This is a genomic window from Streptosporangium sp. NPDC050284 (assembly GCF_044459525.1).
In the GTDB taxonomy this organism is placed as follows: Bacteria; Actinomycetota; Actinomycetes; order Streptosporangiales; family Streptosporangiaceae; genus Streptosporangium.
Genome location: NZ_JBITIZ010000012.1, coordinates 18,857 through 37,859 on the forward strand (window position 1 = coordinate 18,857; position 19,003 = coordinate 37,859).

A 19,003-nucleotide genomic window follows, 5' to 3' on the forward strand; every position below is an offset into this window, starting at 1 on the left:
GGTTAAATAAACAAGAAACTTTCCTAATAATTCAGCATCGAGATCGCATGCCAGGGGCGAGGAGGCCCCGGCGCCTGCCCGAGGTGAGCCACCCCCGAGGGAGACGGACAGGATGTCGCACAGTCCTTTCGACCTGCGGGGAGTTCCGCTGGCGCTCCACCTGAACGGTCCCGTCGACGTCCTCGCGCTGATGGAGGCGTGCGCCGACGTGGCCGGCAGGCACCCGGTGCTCGGACACGTCAGGGTCACCCGCGCGGAGTCGACCCCGGAGCGCTACCCCGAGCTCGCCGCGGCGGAGGCCACACGCCCGTTCGACCTGGAACGCGGCCCGCTCGCCAGGTTCACGCTGGTCACGGTGGGTCCCGAGCGCGTCAGGCTGCTCTTCGCCGCGCACGGGCGAGTGTTCGACGCGGCCTCCAAGGACGTCCTGGTCCGCGACCTCGCCGACGCCTACTTCTCACGAGCGACCCTGCCGGGGCCGACGCCGCATTCCTCGCCGGTCTCGCCGTCGTACGGCTCGGCGCAGGCCGTTCCGTCCGCGCGGACGGGACGGCGCGGCGGCTCGGAGGTGGACCGCGAGGCCTCTCCGGCGACGCCCGACGGCGCCGAGGAGTTCTGGAGGGAGCGCGACCGCGAGCCCGCGGAACCGACCCTGCCCGGGCTGCGCGCCGTCCCACGCGGCACCGGTCCCGGAGAGATCGTCGAGATGGTCCTCGGCGGCGCGGAGTCCGGGGCCCTCACCGAGGCCGCCACAGAGCTCGGCGCGACCAGGTTCGAGCTGCTGCTCGCGGCCGTGGGCGTGCTGCTGCGCCGCTACGGTACCTCCGCGTCACCGCTCGCCCTCGACCTCGGCACCCGCACGCGCGAGACGCGCGACCGCGTCGGGCCGTTCGTGGCGAGGGTGCCGTTCGTTCCGCACCCCGGCCTCGAAGAGGGTCTTCCGGACTATCTGCGCACGGTCCGGGCCGAGCTCCGCGCCATGTACCGGTTTCGGCACGCGCCTCCCGAGCCGCCCTCCTCACCGGTGCTGCTCAGCTACCGCAGAAGGACGGCCGTTCCCGAGTTTCCCGGTGTCGGGGCGGGCGTGGAGTGGACCGTCTTCAACGGGGCCGCCCATGGCGCGCTGCACGTCCAGGCCGTGGACGCCGGGTCGAGCCTCACCCTCGGTCTGCGCTTCAACCCCACCGCGATCGGCCACGACGATGTGTCCGTGATCGCGGGGCACCTGCGCGCGCTGCTGCGCGCCGTCTCCGGGCACCCCCGTGCGAAGGTCGCGGATCTGGTGGCATCAGCCGATTCCATGCCCGGGGAGTCAGCCGACGCCACGCTTGAAGAGAAGCCTCCCGCGTCCGACCCGCTCGTCCCGGACCTCGGGAAGGTGAGGTAACCCTCCGTGGGGGAAGGGGCGATCACCCCCTAGGCGAGGGGGCCGGTGCCGTCAGACGCCGAGGAGCTCGGCGGCGGCCTGGGCGTTGGCGCGGGCGGCGCCGTAGGTGGCCAGGTAGGTGACACCTTCGGGTCGCCAGATCGGCAGGCCCATCTCGACCACCGTGGCGTCGGGGCGGGCGGCCAGCAGCGCGGAGACCACCGACTGGCTGACCTCGTAGCGATGGGCGTCCTTGACGACGACGATCAGGGAGCGGCCCGAGGCGCGCTCCAGGATGTCCGCCACGTCGGCCATCTCCGGCTTGACCCGCAGCACCTCCGCCTGCGGCAGCAGTGGTGTGAAGCCCCACGGTACGTCGCCGACCGCGATGGTCGGCGGGGTGTCCACCTCGACCACCAGCGGGTCGACCGGGGGCGGGGCGGAGCCGGTGAGGCTGACCGCGCGACGGGCGGCGGTGAGGCCGATCACGTCCAGCTCGGCCTCGCCGGTGCGTGGCGTGCCGAACCAGGCGCGCAGGGCGGCGACCCGCTCGGCCGCCGCCTCCAGGCGGGCCACGGGAAGCCGCCCGTCGCGGACGGCCGCGACGATCTCGTCCACGATGAGGCGGACGTCGCTCTCCGTGGGAATCGGGCCGAGGCAGAGCAGGTCGGCTCCGGCGGCGAGGGAGAGCACCGAGCCCCCGGCGAGACCGTAGGCGGCGGTGACGGCCCTCATGTCGAGGGCGTCGGTGATGATCACGCCTTCGTAGCCCATCTCGCCGCGGAGCAGGCCGGTGAGGGCGGCGGGGGAGAGCGTCGCGGGAAGCGCGCCGGTGACGGCGGGGACGCGTACGTGCGCGGTCATGATGGATCTGGTCCCGGCCTCGATCGCGGCGCGGAAGGGGGCGAGCTCGCGCTCGCGCAGCAACTCCACGGAGGCGTCGACGAGCGGGACCTCCAGGTGGGAGTCCTGCCGGGTCGCACCGTGGCCGGGAAAGTGCTTCACACAGGCGGCCACTCCGGCCGCCTGCAGGCCGTGGACCGCGGCGACGGTGTGCCGGGCGACGAGCGCGGTCTGTGACCCGAACGAGCGGGTACCGATCACCGGATTGTCGGCGGCGGTGTTGACGTCCGCGGACGGCGCCATGTCCAGGTTGATGCCGCAGCGGGCCAGTTCGTCGCCGATGGACCGGTAGACCCGCCGGGTGAGCTCGACGTCGTCCACGGCGCCGAGGGCGGCGTTGCCGGGGTACGGGCTGCCGACGTGGTAGGCGAGCCGGGTGACGTCACCCCCCTCCTCGTCCAGCGATATGACCGGATCGGCGGACACGCGCAGACGGGAGGTGAGAGCGGACAGCTGGGCGGCGTCGGCGACGTTGAAGCCGAAGAGCGTGACGCCGCCAAGACCGTTCTCCAGCTCCCGCAGGACCCACTCGGGTGCCTCGGTGCCCTGGAACGCGGCGAGCAGCGTGCCGGCGGCGAGACGACGCAGCCCCTGGTCGCCGCGATCCGCGATGAACTCAGACATGGCGGTAGGTGTTCCTTACCTGAGATGTGGGGGGTGTCGGACATGGAAGTGAACAACAAGAAAACGGGCAGGGCTGGTACGGCCCGCGCCTTGTGGGTGCGGGCCGTACCAGCACCGATGGGGTCAGCCCTTGACGGCGCCCGCGACGAGCCCGGAGACCATCCGCCGCTGCACCAGGAGGAAGAAGACGATGACCGGGATGGTCATCAGCGTGGAGGCGGCCATGATGCCGCCCCAGTCCACCGACCGCTGGCTGACGAAGTAGCGCAGCGCCACGGGCATGGTGAAGCTGCTCTGGTCGCCGATGAGCGTCAGCGCGAAGACGAACTCGTTCCACGCGGTGATGAACGAGAAGATGCTGGTCGCCACCAGCCCGGGGGCCACCAGCGGGAACAACACCCTCCAGAAGGTGGCGAACCGGCTCGCGCCGTCGATCCAGGCGGCCTCCTCCAGCTCCTTGGGCACTGCCGCGACGAAGGTCCGCAGCATCCAGATGGCGAACGGCAGCGTCATGGCGACGTTCACCACGACGAGGCCGAGGAGCTGGTCGTACAGCCCGGCCCGCCTGACCATCAGGAACAGCGGGATGAGCAGCGCCTCGCCGGGGACCATCTGCACGATGAGCAGCAGGATGAGGAACGAGGTGCGTCCGCGGAAGCGGAAGCGGGCCACCGCGGTCGCCGCCAGCAGGGCGAACACCGCGCCGACGAGCACGGTGCCGATGGCGACGATGGAGCTGTTGAGCAGGTAGCGCCAGATGGAGTGGCCCGCGACGCCCTCGGTGAAGACCCGCTTCACGTGTTCGAGCGTGGGATCGGTGGGGAACGGGATGAAGTCCGTCGTGAAGATCTGCTCGCTGCTCTTGAAGGCCGTGCTCACCATCCAGTAGACGGGGAACACCGCGAACAGGAACACCAGGACGGCCATGGTGTTCAGGCCGACCTTGCCGAGCGTCCTGCGCCGCTTGAGACCGCTCTGCGTCCCGGACGCGGGCCGCCGGCGCCGGGGTGCCCGTGTGTCGTAGGTGGTCATCGTACGTCCTCCGTCTTCACGATCTGGCGGACGTAGAAGAAGGTGATGACGAGCAGGATCAGCGTCAGCACCACGGCGATCGCCGCGCCCATGCCCATCTTGGGCGGCGCGCTGAATGCCTGGGTGAAGGCGAACAGCGACAGGTTGAACGCCTCCCGGTTGGACGTGCCGCCCGCCAGCACGAACAGCTGGGTGAAGACCTTGAAGTCCCAGATCACCGAGAGCACCGTCAGCACCGCGAAGACCGGCTTCAACAGCGGGAAGGTGATCCTCCAGAAGATCCGCCAGGCGGAGGCGCCGTCCACCCTGGCGGCCTCGTACAGCTCCTGGGAGATGCTCTTCAGCCCGGCCAGCACCGAGACCGCGATGAACGGGAACGACGCCCAGACCACCGCGATGATCAGCACGACGTAGATGGTGAACGCGTCGTTGAGCCACGGCTCGCCGGTCCAGTCGGAGCGACCGAACAGCAGGGAGGAGAACCAGTCGGGCAGCGCGTTGAGCACCCAGTTGATCACGCCGGATTCGGCGTCGAACAGCCAGCGCCAGATGATCGCGGTGGCGATCTGCGGGGTGGCCCAGGCGGCCATGATGCCGACGATCAGGAAGGTCGACATCTTCTTGCCCAGCTTGTGCAGGAGCAGGCCGACCAGCGTGCCGAGGATCAGGGTGCACGCCACCGTGACGACGGCGAAGACGACGGTGTTGCGGAGCGATGTCCAGAACAGCTCGGACTCGACCAGCTTCTGGTAGTTCTCGACGCCGACGAACTCGGCCGGTACCCCCCGGATCTGCCGCAGTCCCACGTTCTGGAAGGACATGACGACCATCTGGTACAGCGGGTAGAGCAGCAGGCCGGCGATGACGATCAGGCCGGGGACGAGCAGCGTGTAGGGGACGGCCCAGGCGGGCAGACCTCTGGACCCGCGCGGGGGCGTGGTGCCTCGGTGCCCCCGCGCCGGGACGGAGGGGGAGCCCCCGTCCCGGGCGATGGTTGAGGTGTTCGCCATGGTTACTGGTTCAGGATCTCTTCGAGTTCCTTGTTGGCGTCGGTCAGCGCGGTGTCGACGTCCTTCTTACCCTCGATGACCGAGCGGGCCGCGCTCTGCAGGACCGCCTTGGTGTCGTTCGCCTCGGCCCAGTTGGTGTCGTTCGGGAAGCCCTTGGCGACCTTGAAGGTCTCGGCGAACGGCGCCTGCACCGGGTCGGCCGCGTACTCGGCCAGAGCCTCGGGGTAGAGCGGCAGCAGGCCGCCCTCCTTGGCGTAGCGGGTGCCGAACTCCTTGCCGGCGGCGAGCTTGACGTACTCGGCGGACAGCTCGGCGTTCTTGGTGTCCTTCCAGATGGCGATGTCGTTGCCGCCCTGGAAGGCCGGGGCCGGGCCGCTGCCGTCCTTGGCCGGGAGCGAGAAGAAGGCCATCTTCGAGTCGTCGACCTTGCCGCCGCTCTGCTCCTTGATGGTGGTGATGTCCCAGCCGCCGGTCACGTACATGCCGACCTTGCTGTTGGCGAAGCGGGTCGCGATGTCCACCGAGTTCTGGGTGAGGGCGGACTTGCGCGAGACGCCGTGCTTGGTCACCAGGTCGGTGTAGTACTGGAAGCCCTCCTTGAAGCCGGGCTCGGTCAGCTTGCCGACCCACTTGCCGCCCTCGAAGGCGGCGAAGTCGCCACCGGCAGACCAGACGAACGGCGAGAGCGACATGTTGGCGTCGGAACCGCCGTTGAAGGCGAAGCCGTCGACGTCCTTGCCCTTCTCGGCGACGATCTTCTTGCCCGCCGCGACGAGGTCCTCCCAGGTCTTGGGGACCTCGATCTTCAGGTCCTCGAACCAGTCCTTGCGGTAGAGGACGGCGCGGGTGCCACCACCCCACGGGGCGGCGTAGATCTTGCCGTCCACCGTCTCGTAGCCCCACAGGTTCTGCGGGATCTGCTGGAAGTCGGGCGCGCTCTTGACGACGTCGGTGATGTCGGTCAGCGCGTCCTGCGCGACCCAGGCGGCGACCTGGTCGTTGCCGAACTCGGTGACGTCGGGACCCTCGCCGCCGGCGAGGGCGGCGGTCCACTTGGCCTGCGCGTCGGGCCAGGGAACCCACTGGACCTTGACGTCTGCGCCGGTGGTCTCCTTGAACTTGGCGTTCAGGTCGGCCATCAGCTTGTCCTGCTTCTCGTCCGGAGCGCCGAGGCGCCAGACGGTCAGCGTCTGACCTGCGAACTTGGGGCCGGACGCGGCGGGGGCCGTCGCGTCGGAGCCGGCGGCCGGAGCGGCAGGCTCGCTGCTGCCACACGCGGCGAGACCCAGGGCGAGGGCGGCCGTGGTGGCCGTCGTGGTGGCGATTCTCGCGAACTTCACTGGAGTTCTCCCTTTCAGGCTTTCGCCGGGGTTTGCGCTCATCTGTTATAGCCGGGGTCCCCGTGACCCTCTGCACTCACTGGGAGCTGTCGGGACTGCCGCAACCCGCGGCTCCGATCGCTTGCCTGCGGGCTGACTAGGGTTAAACTAACAAGAAACTTTCTTAAAAGAAACGATCGTTAGCGGATCGTGACGGGGAGGACGACCTTGCCCACACGCCCGGGGACCCCCCGGCTGCTGCGCCAGCTCAACGACCGCGCAGCGCTGGAACTCCTACTGTCCAGCGGCCCTCTCACCCGGGCCGAGCTGGGAGAATATACCGGGCTCTCCAAGGTGACCGCCGGTCAGCTGCTTTCCAGACTCCAAGATCGCGGCCTCGTCGCGGTGGTCGGCGAGCAGGCGGGCGGACGCGGACCCAACGCCGCCCTCTACGGGGTGGTGCCCTCCTGCGCGTACGTGGCCGGGCTTGACGTGCTGCCCGGCAGGATCAGCGCCGGGGTCGCCGACATCACCGGCACCCTCGTCGCCGAGGTCGCCGCGGATCCCAGCGGGCACGACGACCCGGTACGGCTCGTGCGGAGCGCGCTCGGCCAGGCGTGCGAGGCGGCGGGCATCGGCGTCGACCGGTTGCGCGCCTTCGTGATCGGCACCCGGGGCGTCGTCGACCCCGGCACCGGTGACGTGCGCTTCTCCTTCGACCTGCCCTCCTGGCACAACGGCGTGCTCGCCGAACTCCGCCGCGACCTCGGCGTCCCGGTGACGATAGAGAACGACGTGAACCTGGCCGCGCTGGCCGAACGCGCGTACGGGGCGGCGCTGGGCGTCGACGACTTCGTGCTCGTCTGGGCGGGGGTCGGACAGGGACTCGGCGTCATGCTGGGCGGACGGCTGCACCGTGGCTTCACCGGCGGCGCGGGCGAGATCGGCTGGCTCCCCGTTCCCGGCGAACCGCTCCCCACCGACGTGAGCGAGCCCCAGTCGGGCTCGTTCCAGCGTCTGGTCGGCGGTGACGCCGTGGCCGGGCTCGCGAGCGCCCACGGCATCGGCTTCACCTCCGGGGCCGACCCCGACGCCGATTCCGTCGGAGAGCACGTCCGTACGGCCGTCGCCCAGGGTGCCGAGGCGTTCCTGGACGAGCTGGCCGGGCGGCTCGCCGTCGGCGTCGCCGCCGTCGCGGTGGTCCTGGACCCCGGGCTCATCGTGCTCAGCGGCGACGTCGGCAGGGCCGGGGGAGACGCGCTCGCCGACAGGGTGCAGGACGCGGTGGCCCGGTTCTGCCCGAGCCGGCCCAGGGTCATGGTCTCCCGGGTCAGGGGGAACCCCGTGCTGCGCGGCGCCCTGGTGTCGGCGCTGCACCAGGCCCGTGAGCAGGTGTTCTCGGACACGGTCTGACGTCTCGCGCGACCTCGTCCACTCTCCGCTCCGCCGTGTGATCCGCTGTCCGGCCCGCTCCCCGGTCCGCCCCCTCGTGGGCGGGTCCGCGCACGGTGGTGCTTGGGGAAGAATTACGGCCATGCGCGACATCGTTCTGATCTCCGATGCCCGAGTCGTCTCGATCCCCGTCGAGGAGTCAGGAGAGCGGTTGGTAGACGTCCGGGGGCGGCTGCGGACGGACGGGCGGCTCGCCGACCCCGCGGGAGCCTTCGCCCACCTCAGGCTCGGGCTGCTCACCCGGCTGGAGGAGGCCCAGGCGCAGCTGCCGGAGGGATACCGGCTGCTGGTGGTGGAGGGGTACCGGCCACCGGCGACGCAGAAGGAGATCTTCGACGGCTACTCGGCGGAGCTCAGGACGCTGTATCCGGAAATGTCGCCCGCAGAGCTGCGAGCCGCGGCGAGCCGCTACGTCTCGCCCGTCGAGATCGCCCCGCACACCGCGGGAGCGGCGGTCGACCTCACCCTGTCCACCGAGGACGGAACCGAGCTCGACATGGGCACCCCGCTCAACGCCACCCCCGAGCAGAGCGACGGCGCCTGCTACACCGACGCCCCCGGGCTGTCCCCCGAGGCCCGCCACCACCGCAAGCTCCTCGGCACCGCCCTGGAGGCGGCAGGACTGGTCAACTACCCCACCGAGTGGTGGCACTGGTCCTACGGCGACCGCTACTGGGCCCTCACCACCGGCTCCCCGGCCGCCCTCTACGGCCCGGTCTCCATCTGACCTCGTACGACAACCGCCGGGCAGCGGTGCCTCGCGGTCACGGGGTGGGCGCCGCCTTCTTCAGGAGGTTCGCGCGCCGGAGCAGGGGACGGTCGCGGGCGGTGCCGATCAGGGTGCCCGCGTGCCCGGTCAGCACGGTGCAGCCGCCCGCGTCGCACAGGTCGGTCCAGCCGGCCGGGGTCGCCACCGGCAGCCGCGTGCGGATCCTGTCATCCGCGTCCGCCACGTACAGCCGGCCGTTCATCGCGGTCAGGGCCACGGCGCCTGAACCGGCCTCGACCAGGCTCCAGGCGGAGGTCTCCGGGTCGAGCAGCCACAGGCCCTCCGCGGCGGCGGCGAACAGTTCGCCGTTCACCATGCCCAGGCCGACCCCGCCACCGGGCCCGTCGGCGAGAGTGATCCAGCCGTGCTCGGGGTCGCGGTAGACGAGCCGGTCGTCGGCGGTGAGACCGTACAGGCCGATCGGGTGGACGGCGGTGGCCTCTCTGGGGGTGGCGAGGGCGACGAGGGCGGGGGCGGTGCCCGCGGGACGCCAGCGCAGGTTCTGGCCCGAGACCTCGCGGGTGAGCAGCGAGCCGTCCGGGGTGGCACCGTACAGCAGGGAGTCGAACACGGTCAGCGCCCGGATCTCGTCCGCGGCGCCGATGGTCTCCCAGCCGTCCGCGCGCACCGAGAGCCGGTCCAGCACGTTGCGGGTGATCCGGTCCACGACCGGGTCGTGCAGGGTGTTGCCCCAGTTCACGGTGGAGGCGGTGAAGACCGTCCCGGCGCCGAGGCCGAAGACGCCCATCGTCGCCATGCCGCCCTGGCCGTACCGGTGCCAGTGGCGCAGGTCGGCGGTGGCGAGGATGACGAAGGACGGCGGGGTGCCGTCGCGTCCGGTGGCCACCGGCACGCCGTCCTCCTCGACGAAGTCGCAGGCGTCCGTCTCGTAGCCGATGGCGCCCTTGCCGAACGTGTCGCCCTCACCCAGCTTGGTGCCCTCGAACACCCAGTGTCCGGGGAAGCGGACGGTGTAGGACTCCTCGTGCATGAGTCGCATGTACGGGCCCCACGTCCCGGCGCCGCGCCGGAAGCTCACCCCGGTCAGGCCGTTCTCGGGGCGGTTCACCGGCGCGCTCGACCACTCGACCGTGGTGAGGGCGGGATCCATCGCGGCCATCGGGTCGGCGACCGCGTCGCGGTAGCAGACCATGGTGCGTCCCTCGTCCTCCAGCCGGAACTGCCACCAGCAGGTGTTGCCGGAGAAGACGGCCATGTTGCCGCCCCGGCGGACGAACTCCTCGACGCTGTCGCGCATCCCCGCCGACCAGTACTCGTCGTGCCCGTTGATCATCAGCAGCCGGTAGCCGGAGAGCAGCTCGCGCCCGGAGTGCAGGTCCAGGGCCGAGCAGTAGTCGGCGTCGTACCCGGCGGGGCCCAGCCAGCGGATCATGCCCTCCTCCCAGCGCTCGGGCGGCGGCCCGCCGCCCGGCCGGTCGAAGGAGACACGGGCGGCGCGGGTCGGCTGCTCGGTCCAGTAGACGGACTCGCCGGGGATGCCCGCCCGGTTGTAGGCCTGCCAGGTCGGGAACGGGATCGACAGCAGGATCGGTGAGCGGGGACGGGCGGCCCGTACGACGAAGTAGACCTCGCTGCGCTCCTCGTCGGCGCTGAAGATCGCCCGGTAGAGCGAGCTGCGCCAGCCGGGGGAGACCTCCAGCGTCCACAGCGGCCCGGTGAACTCCCCGTCGAGTACGGCCAGGTCGGTGGCCACGTCCTCGACCAGCACCGAGCCGCGCAGCGGGGCGCGGGAGGCGCGGGCGAGGTGGAAGCGGAGCGCGCCGCCCTGGAGGCAGGACGTCGACTCGGCGTAGGCGTGGATCGTCAACCGACCGGCTCCAGCACCTCGCGGAACGCGGCCTCGACCAGCAAGGACTCCAGGTCGAGCAGGTAGCGTTCCATGGCGGGGCGGGGGAGACAGCCGGTGTCGGCGGTGAGCGAGACGCCCAACCCGCCGGGCTCGTCGGTCACGTGCAGGCAGAAGCGGCAGTTGAGCCGTTCCTGGCTGAGCGGCCAGGTGAGGGTCGTCTCGTCCAGCGCCCGCCGCACGCTTCGCTCGTCGGGGGAGGCGTCCACCCGGTCGGTGAAGCGCATGTCGTTGAAGCAGCAGTACGGGTGGATCCGCACCCCCCGCTCCCGGCCGGCCCGCTCGGTGAGCCGGTCCCGGTCGTCCGGGTCGTGGTAGGCGGACCGGTAGGCGCGCAGCGCGGCGGGCTTGGCCGCGCGCAGCAGCTCGGTGAAGCCGCCCTCGCGCAGGTCCAGCACGAACAGGCCCTCCTGGGAGAGCGTGGTGACCGCGTTGACGGTGTCGCCGCGGAAGCGGTTGCTCACGATCGGCAGCATCACGCCCAGGTCGTGGCCGGTCACCCTTCCGGCCAGCGCGGACGCGGCGGCGAGCAGGACGGTCGAGGTGGCCGCGCCGCGCACGGCGGCGATCCGCTGTACGGCCAGGTCCATCGCCCGTGAGACCAGCTGTGCCCGCCAGATCGGGGGATCCTCGGGGGCGCCGTCCGTCCGCCGCTCGAACATGGTCGGGGGGATGCGCCGGTACTCGCTCTCCCAGTGTTCCGCGGCCACCGCCGCGACCTTCAGACCGTGCTGCGAGCTCTGCCAGCGGGCCAGCTCCAGCGGTGAGGGCGGGGTCGGGCCTGGTACGGAGCCGCGCAGCATGAGCAGCCGCAGGTCCGTGATCGCCACCTCGGCACCGAGGCCGTCGGCCGCCAGGTGACAGAAGACGAGCACGATGTGGGTGACCTCGTCGCGGTCGACGACGAGCCCGATCCTGAGCGGCCACTCGCCGCCGTAGTCGAACGCGGTCTTCGCCAGCGCGTCCCGCAGCCGCTCGGGGTCGCCCTCCGACACGGTGACCGGGATGGAACCGCCGGCGATGAGCACCTGCCACGGCTCCGCGCCGTCGTTTCCGCGGGAGCCGTCTTCGTAGGGCGTCGTGTCGCTCGCGTGGGCCGCCTTTCCGTACGGTGTCGTGCCGCTCGCGTGCGTCGCGTTCCCGTGCGGCGCCTCGCCGAGCCTGGTGCGCAGGGACTCGTGTCGTTCCACCAGGGTGCGCAGCACCTCGGCCGCTCCCGCCACGGTGAGCGGCCTGGCTCTCCTGGGGACGGCGAGTACGCGGCCGAAGTTGAAGTAGTGGTCGTCCGGTGCCGTCTTTCGGATCGTGTCCCAGATGGCCCGCTGCCCCCAGGTCAGCGGTGCCATCCCCGAGCGGCTCCCCGAGAACCGGATGTCCATGTGTCTCCCCCGTTCGGAGATGGGTTCAGGAACGCGCGCGTCGCGCCTCGTTGATGTGGCGTTCCAGCGCGTCGAGGTCGTCGAGCAGGTCGAACCCGTCGCCGGACAGGTCGATCTCGACCCCGAACTCGGTTTCCACCGCGTCGATCAGCCGCATCTGCGCCAGGGAGGTGACCCCCAGCGCGGACAGCGGGACCGTGGCGGCGAGTGCCTCCCCGGCCGTGACCGCTCCGTCGGACGCCGAGGCGACCATCGCCGCCAGCCGTTCCCTAACCATTGCGAGCCCCTCTCCTGCGGTCTCCGGCGCCGCTCGCCGGGATCCGGATCCAGCCGTCGAATATTTCTGGACTTTTCATGAACTTCTCGCGCTGAGCGGGCGCAGGTCGGTCCAGACGCGGTCGATGTGGGCGAGGCACTCCTCCTTGGTACCGGAGACGCCCTCCTCTCGCCAGCCGTCGGGAAGGTCCCGGCCGTCCGGCCAGATCGAGTACTGCTCCTCGTGGTTGACCACGACGCGGTGACCCATCTCAGCTCCCGTTTTCCATGAGGCGCTCGGCCTCCTCGTCGGACATTTCAGCCAGCTCGGCGACGAGCAGCTCCTCCACCGCCGCCGCGAGGTCGGCCACGGTGCTTCTGGCGAACAGGGTGCGGATCGGCACCTCCACCTCGACGGCGGCGCGGAGTCTGGCGACGGCGCGGGTGGCGAGCAGCGAGTGTCCGCCCAGCGCGAAGAAGTCGTCGAAGGCGCCGACCTCCTCGACGCCCAGCACCTCGCCGAAGATCTCGGCCACCAGTTCCTCGGCGTCACCGCGCGGGGCGGTCCTCGTCCGGGAGCCGGCCTCGGGCGCGGGCAGTGCGGCCCGGTCGAGCTTGCCGTTCGCGGTCAGCGGCAGAACGGCGAGACTCACCCAGGCGGCCGGGACCATGTAGGCGGGCAACGTCGCCGCCAGGTATCCGGCCAGCTCGTCTCCCGTGGCCGTGCCGACGACGTAGCCGACCAGCGTCTCCCCGCGGACCGCCACCGCGGCCTGGCCGACGCCCGGGTGGGCGAGCAGCCGCGCCTCGACCTCGCCGAGTTCGATCCGGAAGCCGCGTACCTTGACCTGGTCGTCGAGGCGACCCAGGAACTCCAGCCGCCCGTCGGACCGCCAACGCGCCAGGTCGCCGGTCCGGTAGATCCGCTCTCCGCCGAGGGCGCCGGGAACGCCGGGATCACCGGGGGCGCCGAGGGTGGGGAAGCGCTCGGCCGTGAGGTCCGGCCTGCCCAGGTAGCCGACGGCCACCCCGGCCCCGCCGACGCACAGCTCACCCGGCGCTCCCGGCGGCACGGCCTCGCCGGAGCCGTCCAGAAGCAGGACCGAGGTGTCGGCGATCGGGACGCCGATGGGCGGGCGTCCGGGGGAGCCGTCCAGTTCGGCGGCGGTGGCGATGATCGTCGCCTCGGTCGGGCCGTAGGTGTTGACCAGCCGCACCCTGTCGCCGAAGCGTTCCCGCCAGCGGGTCACGGCCGCCTCGTGCACCTGCTCGCCGCCGAGGATCACCAGACGCAGGGTCGGCGGCCAGGAGATCTCACCGATGTCGTCGACCAGCGCGTGCCAGTACGCCGTGGGCAGGTCGAGCACGGTGACCTGGTCGAGGTGGTCGGGCAGGGTGACGCCGCCCTCGGGCAGCAACTCCAGCCGGGCCCCGGCGGCCAGCGCCGGGTAGATCTCCTCGGCGTGGGTGTCGAAGCTCAGCGAGGCGAACTGGACGACCCGGTCTTCGGGGCCCAGCTCGTACGCCTCGCGCATCCACGCGACGCGGGTGGCCAGGTTGTGGTGCGAGACCACGACCCCCTTGGGCGTTCCCGTGGACCCGGAGGTGTAGATCACGTAAGCGGCCGAGCCGGGCGCGGGGACGCTCGTCGGGACGTTGCCCAGGGCAGGAGGGCGCTCGTTCGTGTGCGCGCGTGGCGTTCCCTGAGGCAGGCGATCGCCCAGATCCGCCGAGGTGAGGACGAGGGAGGCGGCGCTGTCGTCCAACATGAAGGCGAGCCGCTCGGCGGGATGGTCCGGATCGAGCGGCAGGTAGGCCGCCCCCGCCCGCCAGACGGCGAGCAGGGCCGCGACGGCATCGGACGACCTGTCCAGGCAGACGCCGACCACGTCGCCGGGCACGACCCCCCGCCCCCGCAGCAGCGCCGCGAGCTCGTCCGCGCGGGCGTCCAGGTCGGCGTAGCCGAGCGTGGTGCCCCTGCATCCGATCGCCGTCGCGCCCGGCGTGTCCCGTACGGTCGCCGCGAACAGGTCGGGCACCGGGAGCGCGGGTGATCGCGCGGGTCCCCGCGAGAGGCGCCGCAGCAGGGCGTCGTCGTCCCCGGTGCGCAGCGGCAGCTCGGAGACCCGGTCGCCGGACGCCTCCGGCAGCGCGGTGAGCAGCAGGCGGAACCGCGCGGCCATCGCCTCGATCGTGGACCGGTCGAACAGTTCGGCGTCGTAGACGAAGTTGAGCGTGAGCTCGTGCTCGTCCTGCCAGGCCTCCAGCATCAGTTCGAGCTTGGCCTGCCGCATGCCGTGCTCGAACCCCGTCGTGGTCAGCCCCGCGAAGGCGTCGCGGGGCCGGCCGACGTCCTGCGTGTGCAGGATGAGCATGGTCTGGAACAGCGGCGTTCGGGTGAGGTCGCGCTCGACCCTCAGGGCCGCCACCAGCTCCTCGAACGGCACGCCCTGGTGGGAGAAGGCGTCCAGGACGCCGATCTGGGTCTCGCGGAGCAGCTGGGCGAAGGTGGGGTCGCCCGACAGGTCGCCGCGCATGACCAGGGTGTCGCTGAGGTAGCCGACGACCGGTTCGAGCTGGACCCGGTCCCGGCCCGCGGTGGCCGTACCGACCAGGATGTCACTGTGCCCGGTGTGCCGCGACAGCAGGACCTGGTAGGCGGCGAGCAGGACCATGAACATGGTCGCGCCGTGCTCCCTGCCCAGCCGGGCGAGGGCGGCGGCCTCCGCCGCGTCCAGCCGGACGTGCGCCACGTCGCCGCGCCTGGCGGCACCCGCGGTACGCGGCCGGTCGACCGGCAGGTCCAGCGGGGTGGGGTCGGCGAGCCTGTCCCGCCAGTAGCCGAGCAGGTCGCCGAGGTCGCGTCCGCGCTGCCAGAGGGCGACGTCGCCGAACTGGAGCGGGACCGGCGGCAGGGCGGTGGCGCCGGAGTACAGGCGCGACACCTCGTCGAAGATGAGGTTGAGCGACCAGCCGTCGCCGAGGATGTGGTGCAGCACGACGCACAGGACGTGGTCGTCCTCGGCGATCCTGATCAGGGTGACCCGCAGCGGCGGCCTGGCGCCCAGCTCGAAGGGCGCGTTGGTCAGGGTCGCGACCAGCTCCAACGCCCCGGCCTCGCCCACCGCGTCCGTCTCCTCGACAGCCACCGGCCTCGGCGGGTCGACGACCACGACCGGCACCCCGTCCACCTCGGGAAAGCGGGTGCGCAGGCTCTCGTGCCTCGCGACCGTCCCGGTGAGGGCGTCGGCGAGCGCGTTCCGGTCCAGCGGCCCGCGCAGCCGCCTGACCAGGCACATGTTGTACGACGCGTCATCGGGGTCGAGCCGGTTGAGGAACCAGAGCCGCTCCTGGCCGAAGGAGAGCGGCGGGACGGTTCCCTCCGGCCGAGGTCGCGGCCCGTCGCTCTTGTCACCGGACGCGGTGGCGATCAGTTCTGCCACGGACGCGGTGGCGATCAGTTCTGCCACGGACGCGGTGGCGATCAGTTCTGCCACGGACGCGGTGGCGATCAGGTCCGCCAGCGCGGCGACCGTCGGCCGCAGGAACACCTCCCGGACGGGCACTTCCATCCCTGACAGCGCTGTCAGCCGCGCGGTGACCATGGTGGCCAGCAGCGAGTGGCCGCCGAGGGTGAAGAAGTCGTCGTACGCCCCGACCTCCGCGGTCCCGAGCACCTCGGCGAAGACCTGCGCGACCATCCGTTCGCCCGGGGTGCGGGGGGCGATGGCGTCCGGCGAGGGCGCGGCGTCCACGTCGGGGAGCGCGTTGCGGTCGACCTTCCCGTTGGGGGTGAGCGGCAGCGTCTCCACCTCGACGAACACGCTGGGCACCATGTAGCCGGGCAGCTCGCGCGCGGCGTGCTCCCGAAGCCCGTCGAGCGCTCCCACGCTCTGCGCGCGGCCCGTTTCCGTGCCGTCCGTGCCGTCCGTGCCGTCCGTGCCGTCCGTTCCCACGTGACCTGCTCCGGACCCGCCCGTTCGTGCACGACCCGTTTCCGCGCCGCCCGTTTCCGACTCGGAGAGGGCGGCGGGTACGGCGAAGGCGACCAGGCGGTCTCCGCGCACCACGACGACCGCCTGCCGCACGCCGGGGCAGGCGTCGAGCACGGCCTCGATCTCGCCCAGCTCGATACGGTGACCCCGCAGCTTGACCTGGTTGTCGGTCCGGCCGAGAAACTCCAGGGTGCCGTCGTTACGCAGGCGGACGCGGTCTCCCGTTCGATAGTGCCGCGAACCGCCGGGGCCGGGAACGAAGCGCTCCGCGGTCAGGGCGGGACGGCCGAGGTAACCGGTCGCGACCCCCTCGCCGCCGATGAGCAGCTCTCCGGCCACTCCGATCGGGCACGGCCCGCCGCCGGGGTCGACGACGTGGACGACGGTGTTGGCGATCGGGCGGCCGATGACGATCTCGCCGGGGTCCTCGGGGATGTCCCAGGCCGTGGACCAGATGGTGGTCTCGGTCGGCCCGTAGACGTTGACGAGCCGGTCGACCCGGGGACGCAGCTCGCGGGCGAGCCGGGGGGCGAGCGGCTCGCCGCCGGTCAGGCCCACCACGCGCGGCAGGTCCCCGGTGAGCAGGACGCGCCATCCCGAGGGCGTCGCCTGGACGTGGGTCACGCCCTCGTCCCTCACGAGCCGGGCGAGCCGCACCCCGTCGCGGGCCGTCTCCGCGTCGGCGACGACCACCCGTCCTCCCGTCACCAGCGGCAGGTAGAGCTCCAGGGCGGAGATGTCGAACGACAGCGAGGTCAGTGCGAGCCACACGTCCTGCGGCGAGGACCGTACCAGGTCACGCATGGCCAGCAGGAAGTTGGTCAGTGCGCGGTGGGGTACCACGACGCCTTTCGGCCGGCCGGTGGATCCCGAGGTGTAGAGCACGTACGCGGTGTCGTCGGGAAGCGGCCGGGCGGGTGCCGCGGGAACCACCGTGCCGGTCGCCTCGCCTGTCACCGGGGGGAGGTCGTCGAGGCCGGTCAGGACGAGCGCCGCCGCGGAGTCCTCGATCACGTAGGAGACGCGGGCCTCGGGGTAGTCGGGGTCGACGGGAAGGTAGGCCGCGCCGCTCATCGCCACGCCCAGCAGGGCGACGAGCATGTCGGCGCCGCGCTCCATCCGGACCGCGACGAGCGAGCCGCGGCCGATCCCGGCCGCGCTCAGCCGCCCGGCCAGCTCGGCCGCCCGCCCGGCCAGCTCCGCGTACGTCAGTTCCCGCGCGCCGGTTCCGTCCACCGGCGCGCCCTCGCTCACCGGTTCGTCCGCGGTGACCGGGGTGGTCCCGGCCGGCGTCGCGGTGGGGGCGGGCGTGGCGCGTACCGCGACCGCGTCGGGGGTCGCCGCGACCTGTTCGAGCAGCAGGTCGACGAGTGTGACCTCCGGCAGTTCGGCCGCGGTGTCGTTCCACTCCTCCAGCAGGTCGAGCTCGGCGTCCGGCAGCATCCGCAGCGAGCTCACCGGAGCTCCGGGATCCGCCACGACGGCCGTGAGCAGCTCCTGGAAGCGGGCGATGGTCCGTTCCACGGTCTCGCGGTCGAACAGGTCGGTGCTGTAGATGGCGGTGCCGTTCAGGGCGCCGTCCTCGCCGCGGTAGAGGTCCACCGAGAGGTCGAGCCGGGCGCGGGCCCAGCCGTTGGGGAAGTACGTGGCGTCGAGGCCGGGCAGCGGCTCGTCCGGCTCGCCGTGGGTGTGGAAGGCGAACAGGGTCTGGAACAGGGGAGTGCGGCTCAGGTCCCGTTCCACGTCGAGATCGGCCACGAGGCGCTCGAAGGGGACGTCCTGCCGCGAGAGCCCGTCCAGCACGACCCTGCGAGTGCGCCTGAGCAGCTCTTCGAAGGTGGGGTCGCCGGAGACGTCGCAGCGCAGGGCGAGGGTGGTGGAGAGGAAACCGATCATGGTCTCCAGTTCGGTGCTGCCGCGACCGGCCGAGGGGGTGCCCACGCAGAAGTCGCTCTGGCCGGTGTGCCGGTGCATCAGGACCTGGTAGGCGGAGAGCAGCACCATGAACGGTGTGCACCGGGCGCGGCGGGCGAGGCCGCCGATCGAGGCGGCCACGTCGGGGGCGATCCGGAAGTCGACCTGGGCGCCCGCGCCGGTCCGCCGGGCCGGACGCGGGCGATCCGCGGGGAGCTCCAGGGGAGGCACCCCGGCCAGCCGCTCGGTCCACCAGCGCAGTTCGGAGTCCTCGGGACGTTGGGCGCGCGCGTACTCGCCGTACTGCAGGGGCAGCTCGGGCAGCGGGGCGCTGCCCCGGCTCCCGTAGTGGGTGGCGACCTCGGAGCGGAGCACGCTCAGCGACCAGCCGTCGCCGTTGATGTGGTGCAGGACGACACAGAGCACGTGGTCGGCGGGTCCGAGTTCGATCAGCGAGACGCGGAACGGCGGCGCGGCGGCCAGGTCGAAGGCCGTGTTGGTGAGCGTCGAGACCAGGGCCGCGGCTTCCTGCTCGCCGGTGACGGTGAGCCGCTCGACCGTCACCGGCGACGGCGGCTCGACGATCGCGACGGCCTCCCCGGCCACTTCACGGAACCGGGTCCTCAGGCTCTCGTGCCGTGCCGCCACGGCAGTGAAGGCGGCCGCCAAAGCGATCTTGTCAAGGTGACCTTTCAACCTGTAAACATAGGATGTGTTGTAGGCCGAGTCGCTGGGATCGAGTTGGTGGAGAAACCAAAGCCGCTGCTGACCGTACGACAGGGGGTATTCCATCCCTGTTTGACCGGTTGGAACGGTCTTCGGTGGGAACACAAAGGGCTCCTTTGTCGGCCACGGGCCCGTTAGTTCACGCAATCGCGTTGGAGGTTGGTACGCAAAAGACCCACTCTGTGCCTATTTGACCAGTTAAGTGGGCATCGGGAAAGGTCTCTTTCTGGAAAGAAACCTTTCAGTTAGCTCCGCGGTCGTCAGTGTTACACCTTCGCCCTAAGGGCGCAAGGGTCACTTTCGCGTGTGTTCAGTTCCTTTGTGAACCCCCTCCCCAAAGTCTTGTTTGAGCCTTACGATCATGTAAGACTAGCGCTCGATTTTAAATAGTA

Annotated in this window: 12 protein-coding genes; 3 read left to right on the forward strand and 9 right to left on the reverse strand. The window is 71.4% G+C overall.

The window, feature by feature from the left end; all coding sequences use genetic code 11:
* Positions 1-112: 112 nt before the first annotated feature.
* Positions 113-1,387: a condensation domain-containing protein gene (locus ACIBH4_RS26450; RefSeq protein ID WP_362763955.1), complete on the forward strand. Its 1,275-nt coding sequence runs from the start codon at positions 113-115 to the stop codon at positions 1,385-1,387.
* 51 nt (positions 1,388-1,438) lie between these two features.
* Here ACIBH4_RS26450 and ACIBH4_RS26455 read toward each other — a convergent pair whose 3' ends face one another.
* The 4 genes from ACIBH4_RS26455 to ACIBH4_RS26470 form a co-directional block, all read right to left on the reverse strand.
* On the reverse strand, positions 1,439-2,893 hold the full coding sequence (locus ACIBH4_RS26455; RefSeq protein WP_362501197.1) for a glycoside hydrolase family 3 protein: 1,455 nt from the start codon (positions 2,891-2,893) through the stop codon (positions 1,439-1,441).
* A 123-nt stretch (positions 2,894-3,016) separates the two neighbouring features.
* Positions 3,017-3,925 (reverse strand): carbohydrate ABC transporter permease, encoded by a 909-nt coding sequence (locus tag ACIBH4_RS26460; protein WP_362501199.1) that lies wholly within the window; start codon positions 3,923-3,925, stop codon positions 3,017-3,019.
* Positions 3,922-4,935 carry a sugar ABC transporter permease gene (locus tag ACIBH4_RS26465; protein WP_362501201.1) on the reverse strand — a complete coding sequence of 338 codons (1,014 nt, stop codon included), beginning with the start codon at positions 4,933-4,935 and terminating at the stop codon, positions 3,922-3,924. Before ACIBH4_RS26465 ends, ACIBH4_RS26460 begins: the two co-directional genes overlap by 4 nt.
* 2 nt (positions 4,936-4,937) lie before the next feature.
* The gene (locus ACIBH4_RS26470; protein ID WP_362501203.1) at positions 4,938-6,275 is read right to left on the reverse strand and encodes an extracellular solute-binding protein; all 1,338 of its coding nucleotides are present in this window, start codon (positions 6,273-6,275) and stop codon (positions 4,938-4,940) included.
* A 207-nt stretch (positions 6,276-6,482) separates the two neighbouring features.
* Between ACIBH4_RS26470 and ACIBH4_RS26475 the strand changes: the two genes are divergently transcribed.
* The gene (locus ACIBH4_RS26475) at positions 6,483-7,667 is read left to right on the forward strand and encodes an ROK family transcriptional regulator (RefSeq protein ID WP_362501205.1); all 1,185 of its coding nucleotides are present in this window, start codon (positions 6,483-6,485) and stop codon (positions 7,665-7,667) included.
* 121 nt (positions 7,668-7,788) lie between these two features.
* Positions 7,789-8,433, forward strand: a complete 645-nt coding sequence (locus ACIBH4_RS26480; RefSeq protein WP_362501207.1) for a M15 family metallopeptidase — start codon at positions 7,789-7,791, stop codon at positions 8,431-8,433.
* Between the two features lie 37 nt (positions 8,434-8,470).
* Here ACIBH4_RS26480 and ACIBH4_RS26485 read toward each other — a convergent pair whose 3' ends face one another.
* The 5 genes from ACIBH4_RS26485 to ACIBH4_RS26505 all read right to left on the reverse strand — a co-directional run bounded on the left by ACIBH4_RS26485 (position 8,471) and on the right by ACIBH4_RS26505 (position 18,677).
* The gene (locus ACIBH4_RS26485) at positions 8,471-10,303 is read right to left on the reverse strand and encodes a N,N-dimethylformamidase beta subunit family domain-containing protein (protein WP_362501209.1); all 1,833 of its coding nucleotides are present in this window, start codon (positions 10,301-10,303) and stop codon (positions 8,471-8,473) included.
* Positions 10,300-11,721, reverse strand: coding sequence for a hypothetical protein (locus ACIBH4_RS26490; RefSeq protein ID WP_362501211.1), 1,422 nt, complete (start codon positions 11,719-11,721; stop codon positions 10,300-10,302). The genes ACIBH4_RS26485 and ACIBH4_RS26490 overlap by 4 nt, the downstream gene beginning before the upstream one ends.
* A 25-nt stretch (positions 11,722-11,746) precedes the next feature.
* Positions 11,747-11,998, reverse strand: a complete 252-nt coding sequence (locus ACIBH4_RS26495; RefSeq protein ID WP_362501213.1) for an acyl carrier protein — start codon at positions 11,996-11,998, stop codon at positions 11,747-11,749.
* A gap of 75 nt (positions 11,999-12,073) precedes the next feature.
* Positions 12,074-12,247 (reverse strand): MbtH family protein, encoded by a 174-nt coding sequence (locus ACIBH4_RS26500; RefSeq protein ID WP_362501215.1) that lies wholly within the window; start codon positions 12,245-12,247, stop codon positions 12,074-12,076.
* A gap of 1 nt (position 12,248) precedes the next feature.
* Positions 12,249-18,677 carry an amino acid adenylation domain-containing protein gene (locus ACIBH4_RS26505; RefSeq protein WP_362763958.1) on the reverse strand — a complete coding sequence of 2,143 codons (6,429 nt, stop codon included), beginning with the start codon at positions 18,675-18,677 and terminating at the stop codon, positions 12,249-12,251.
* Between the last annotated feature and the right edge of the window lie 326 nt (positions 18,678-19,003).

What these genes read in the sequence shown, in the direction of transcription:
- ACIBH4_RS26450 (WP_362763955.1), top strand. Translation starts at nt 113, where the DNA reads ATGTCGCACAGTCCTTTCGACCTGCGGGGAGTTCCGCTGGCGCTCCAC.
- ACIBH4_RS26455 (WP_362501197.1), bottom strand. Translation starts at nt 2,893, where the DNA reads ATGTCTGAGTTCATCGCGGATCGCGGCGACCAGGGGCTGCGTCGTCTC.
- ACIBH4_RS26460 (WP_362501199.1), bottom strand. Translation starts at nt 3,925, where the DNA reads ATGACCACCTACGACACACGGGCACCCCGGCGCCGGCGGCCCGCGTCC.
- ACIBH4_RS26465 (WP_362501201.1), bottom strand. Translation starts at nt 4,935, where the DNA reads ATGGCGAACACCTCAACCATCGCCCGGGACGGGGGCTCCCCCTCCGTC.
- ACIBH4_RS26480 (WP_362501207.1), top strand. Translation starts at nt 7,789, where the DNA reads ATGCGCGACATCGTTCTGATCTCCGATGCCCGAGTCGTCTCGATCCCC.
- ACIBH4_RS26490 (WP_362501211.1), bottom strand. Translation starts at nt 11,721, where the DNA reads ATGGACATCCGGTTCTCGGGGAGCCGCTCGGGGATGGCACCGCTGACC.
- ACIBH4_RS26495 (WP_362501213.1), bottom strand. Translation starts at nt 11,998, where the DNA reads ATGGTTAGGGAACGGCTGGCGGCGATGGTCGCCTCGGCGTCCGACGGA.
- ACIBH4_RS26500 (WP_362501215.1), bottom strand. Translation starts at nt 12,247, where the DNA reads ATGGGTCACCGCGTCGTGGTCAACCACGAGGAGCAGTACTCGATCTGG.
- ACIBH4_RS26505 (WP_362763958.1), bottom strand. Translation starts at nt 18,677, where the DNA reads ATGGAATACCCCCTGTCGTACGGTCAGCAGCGGCTTTGGTTTCTCCAC.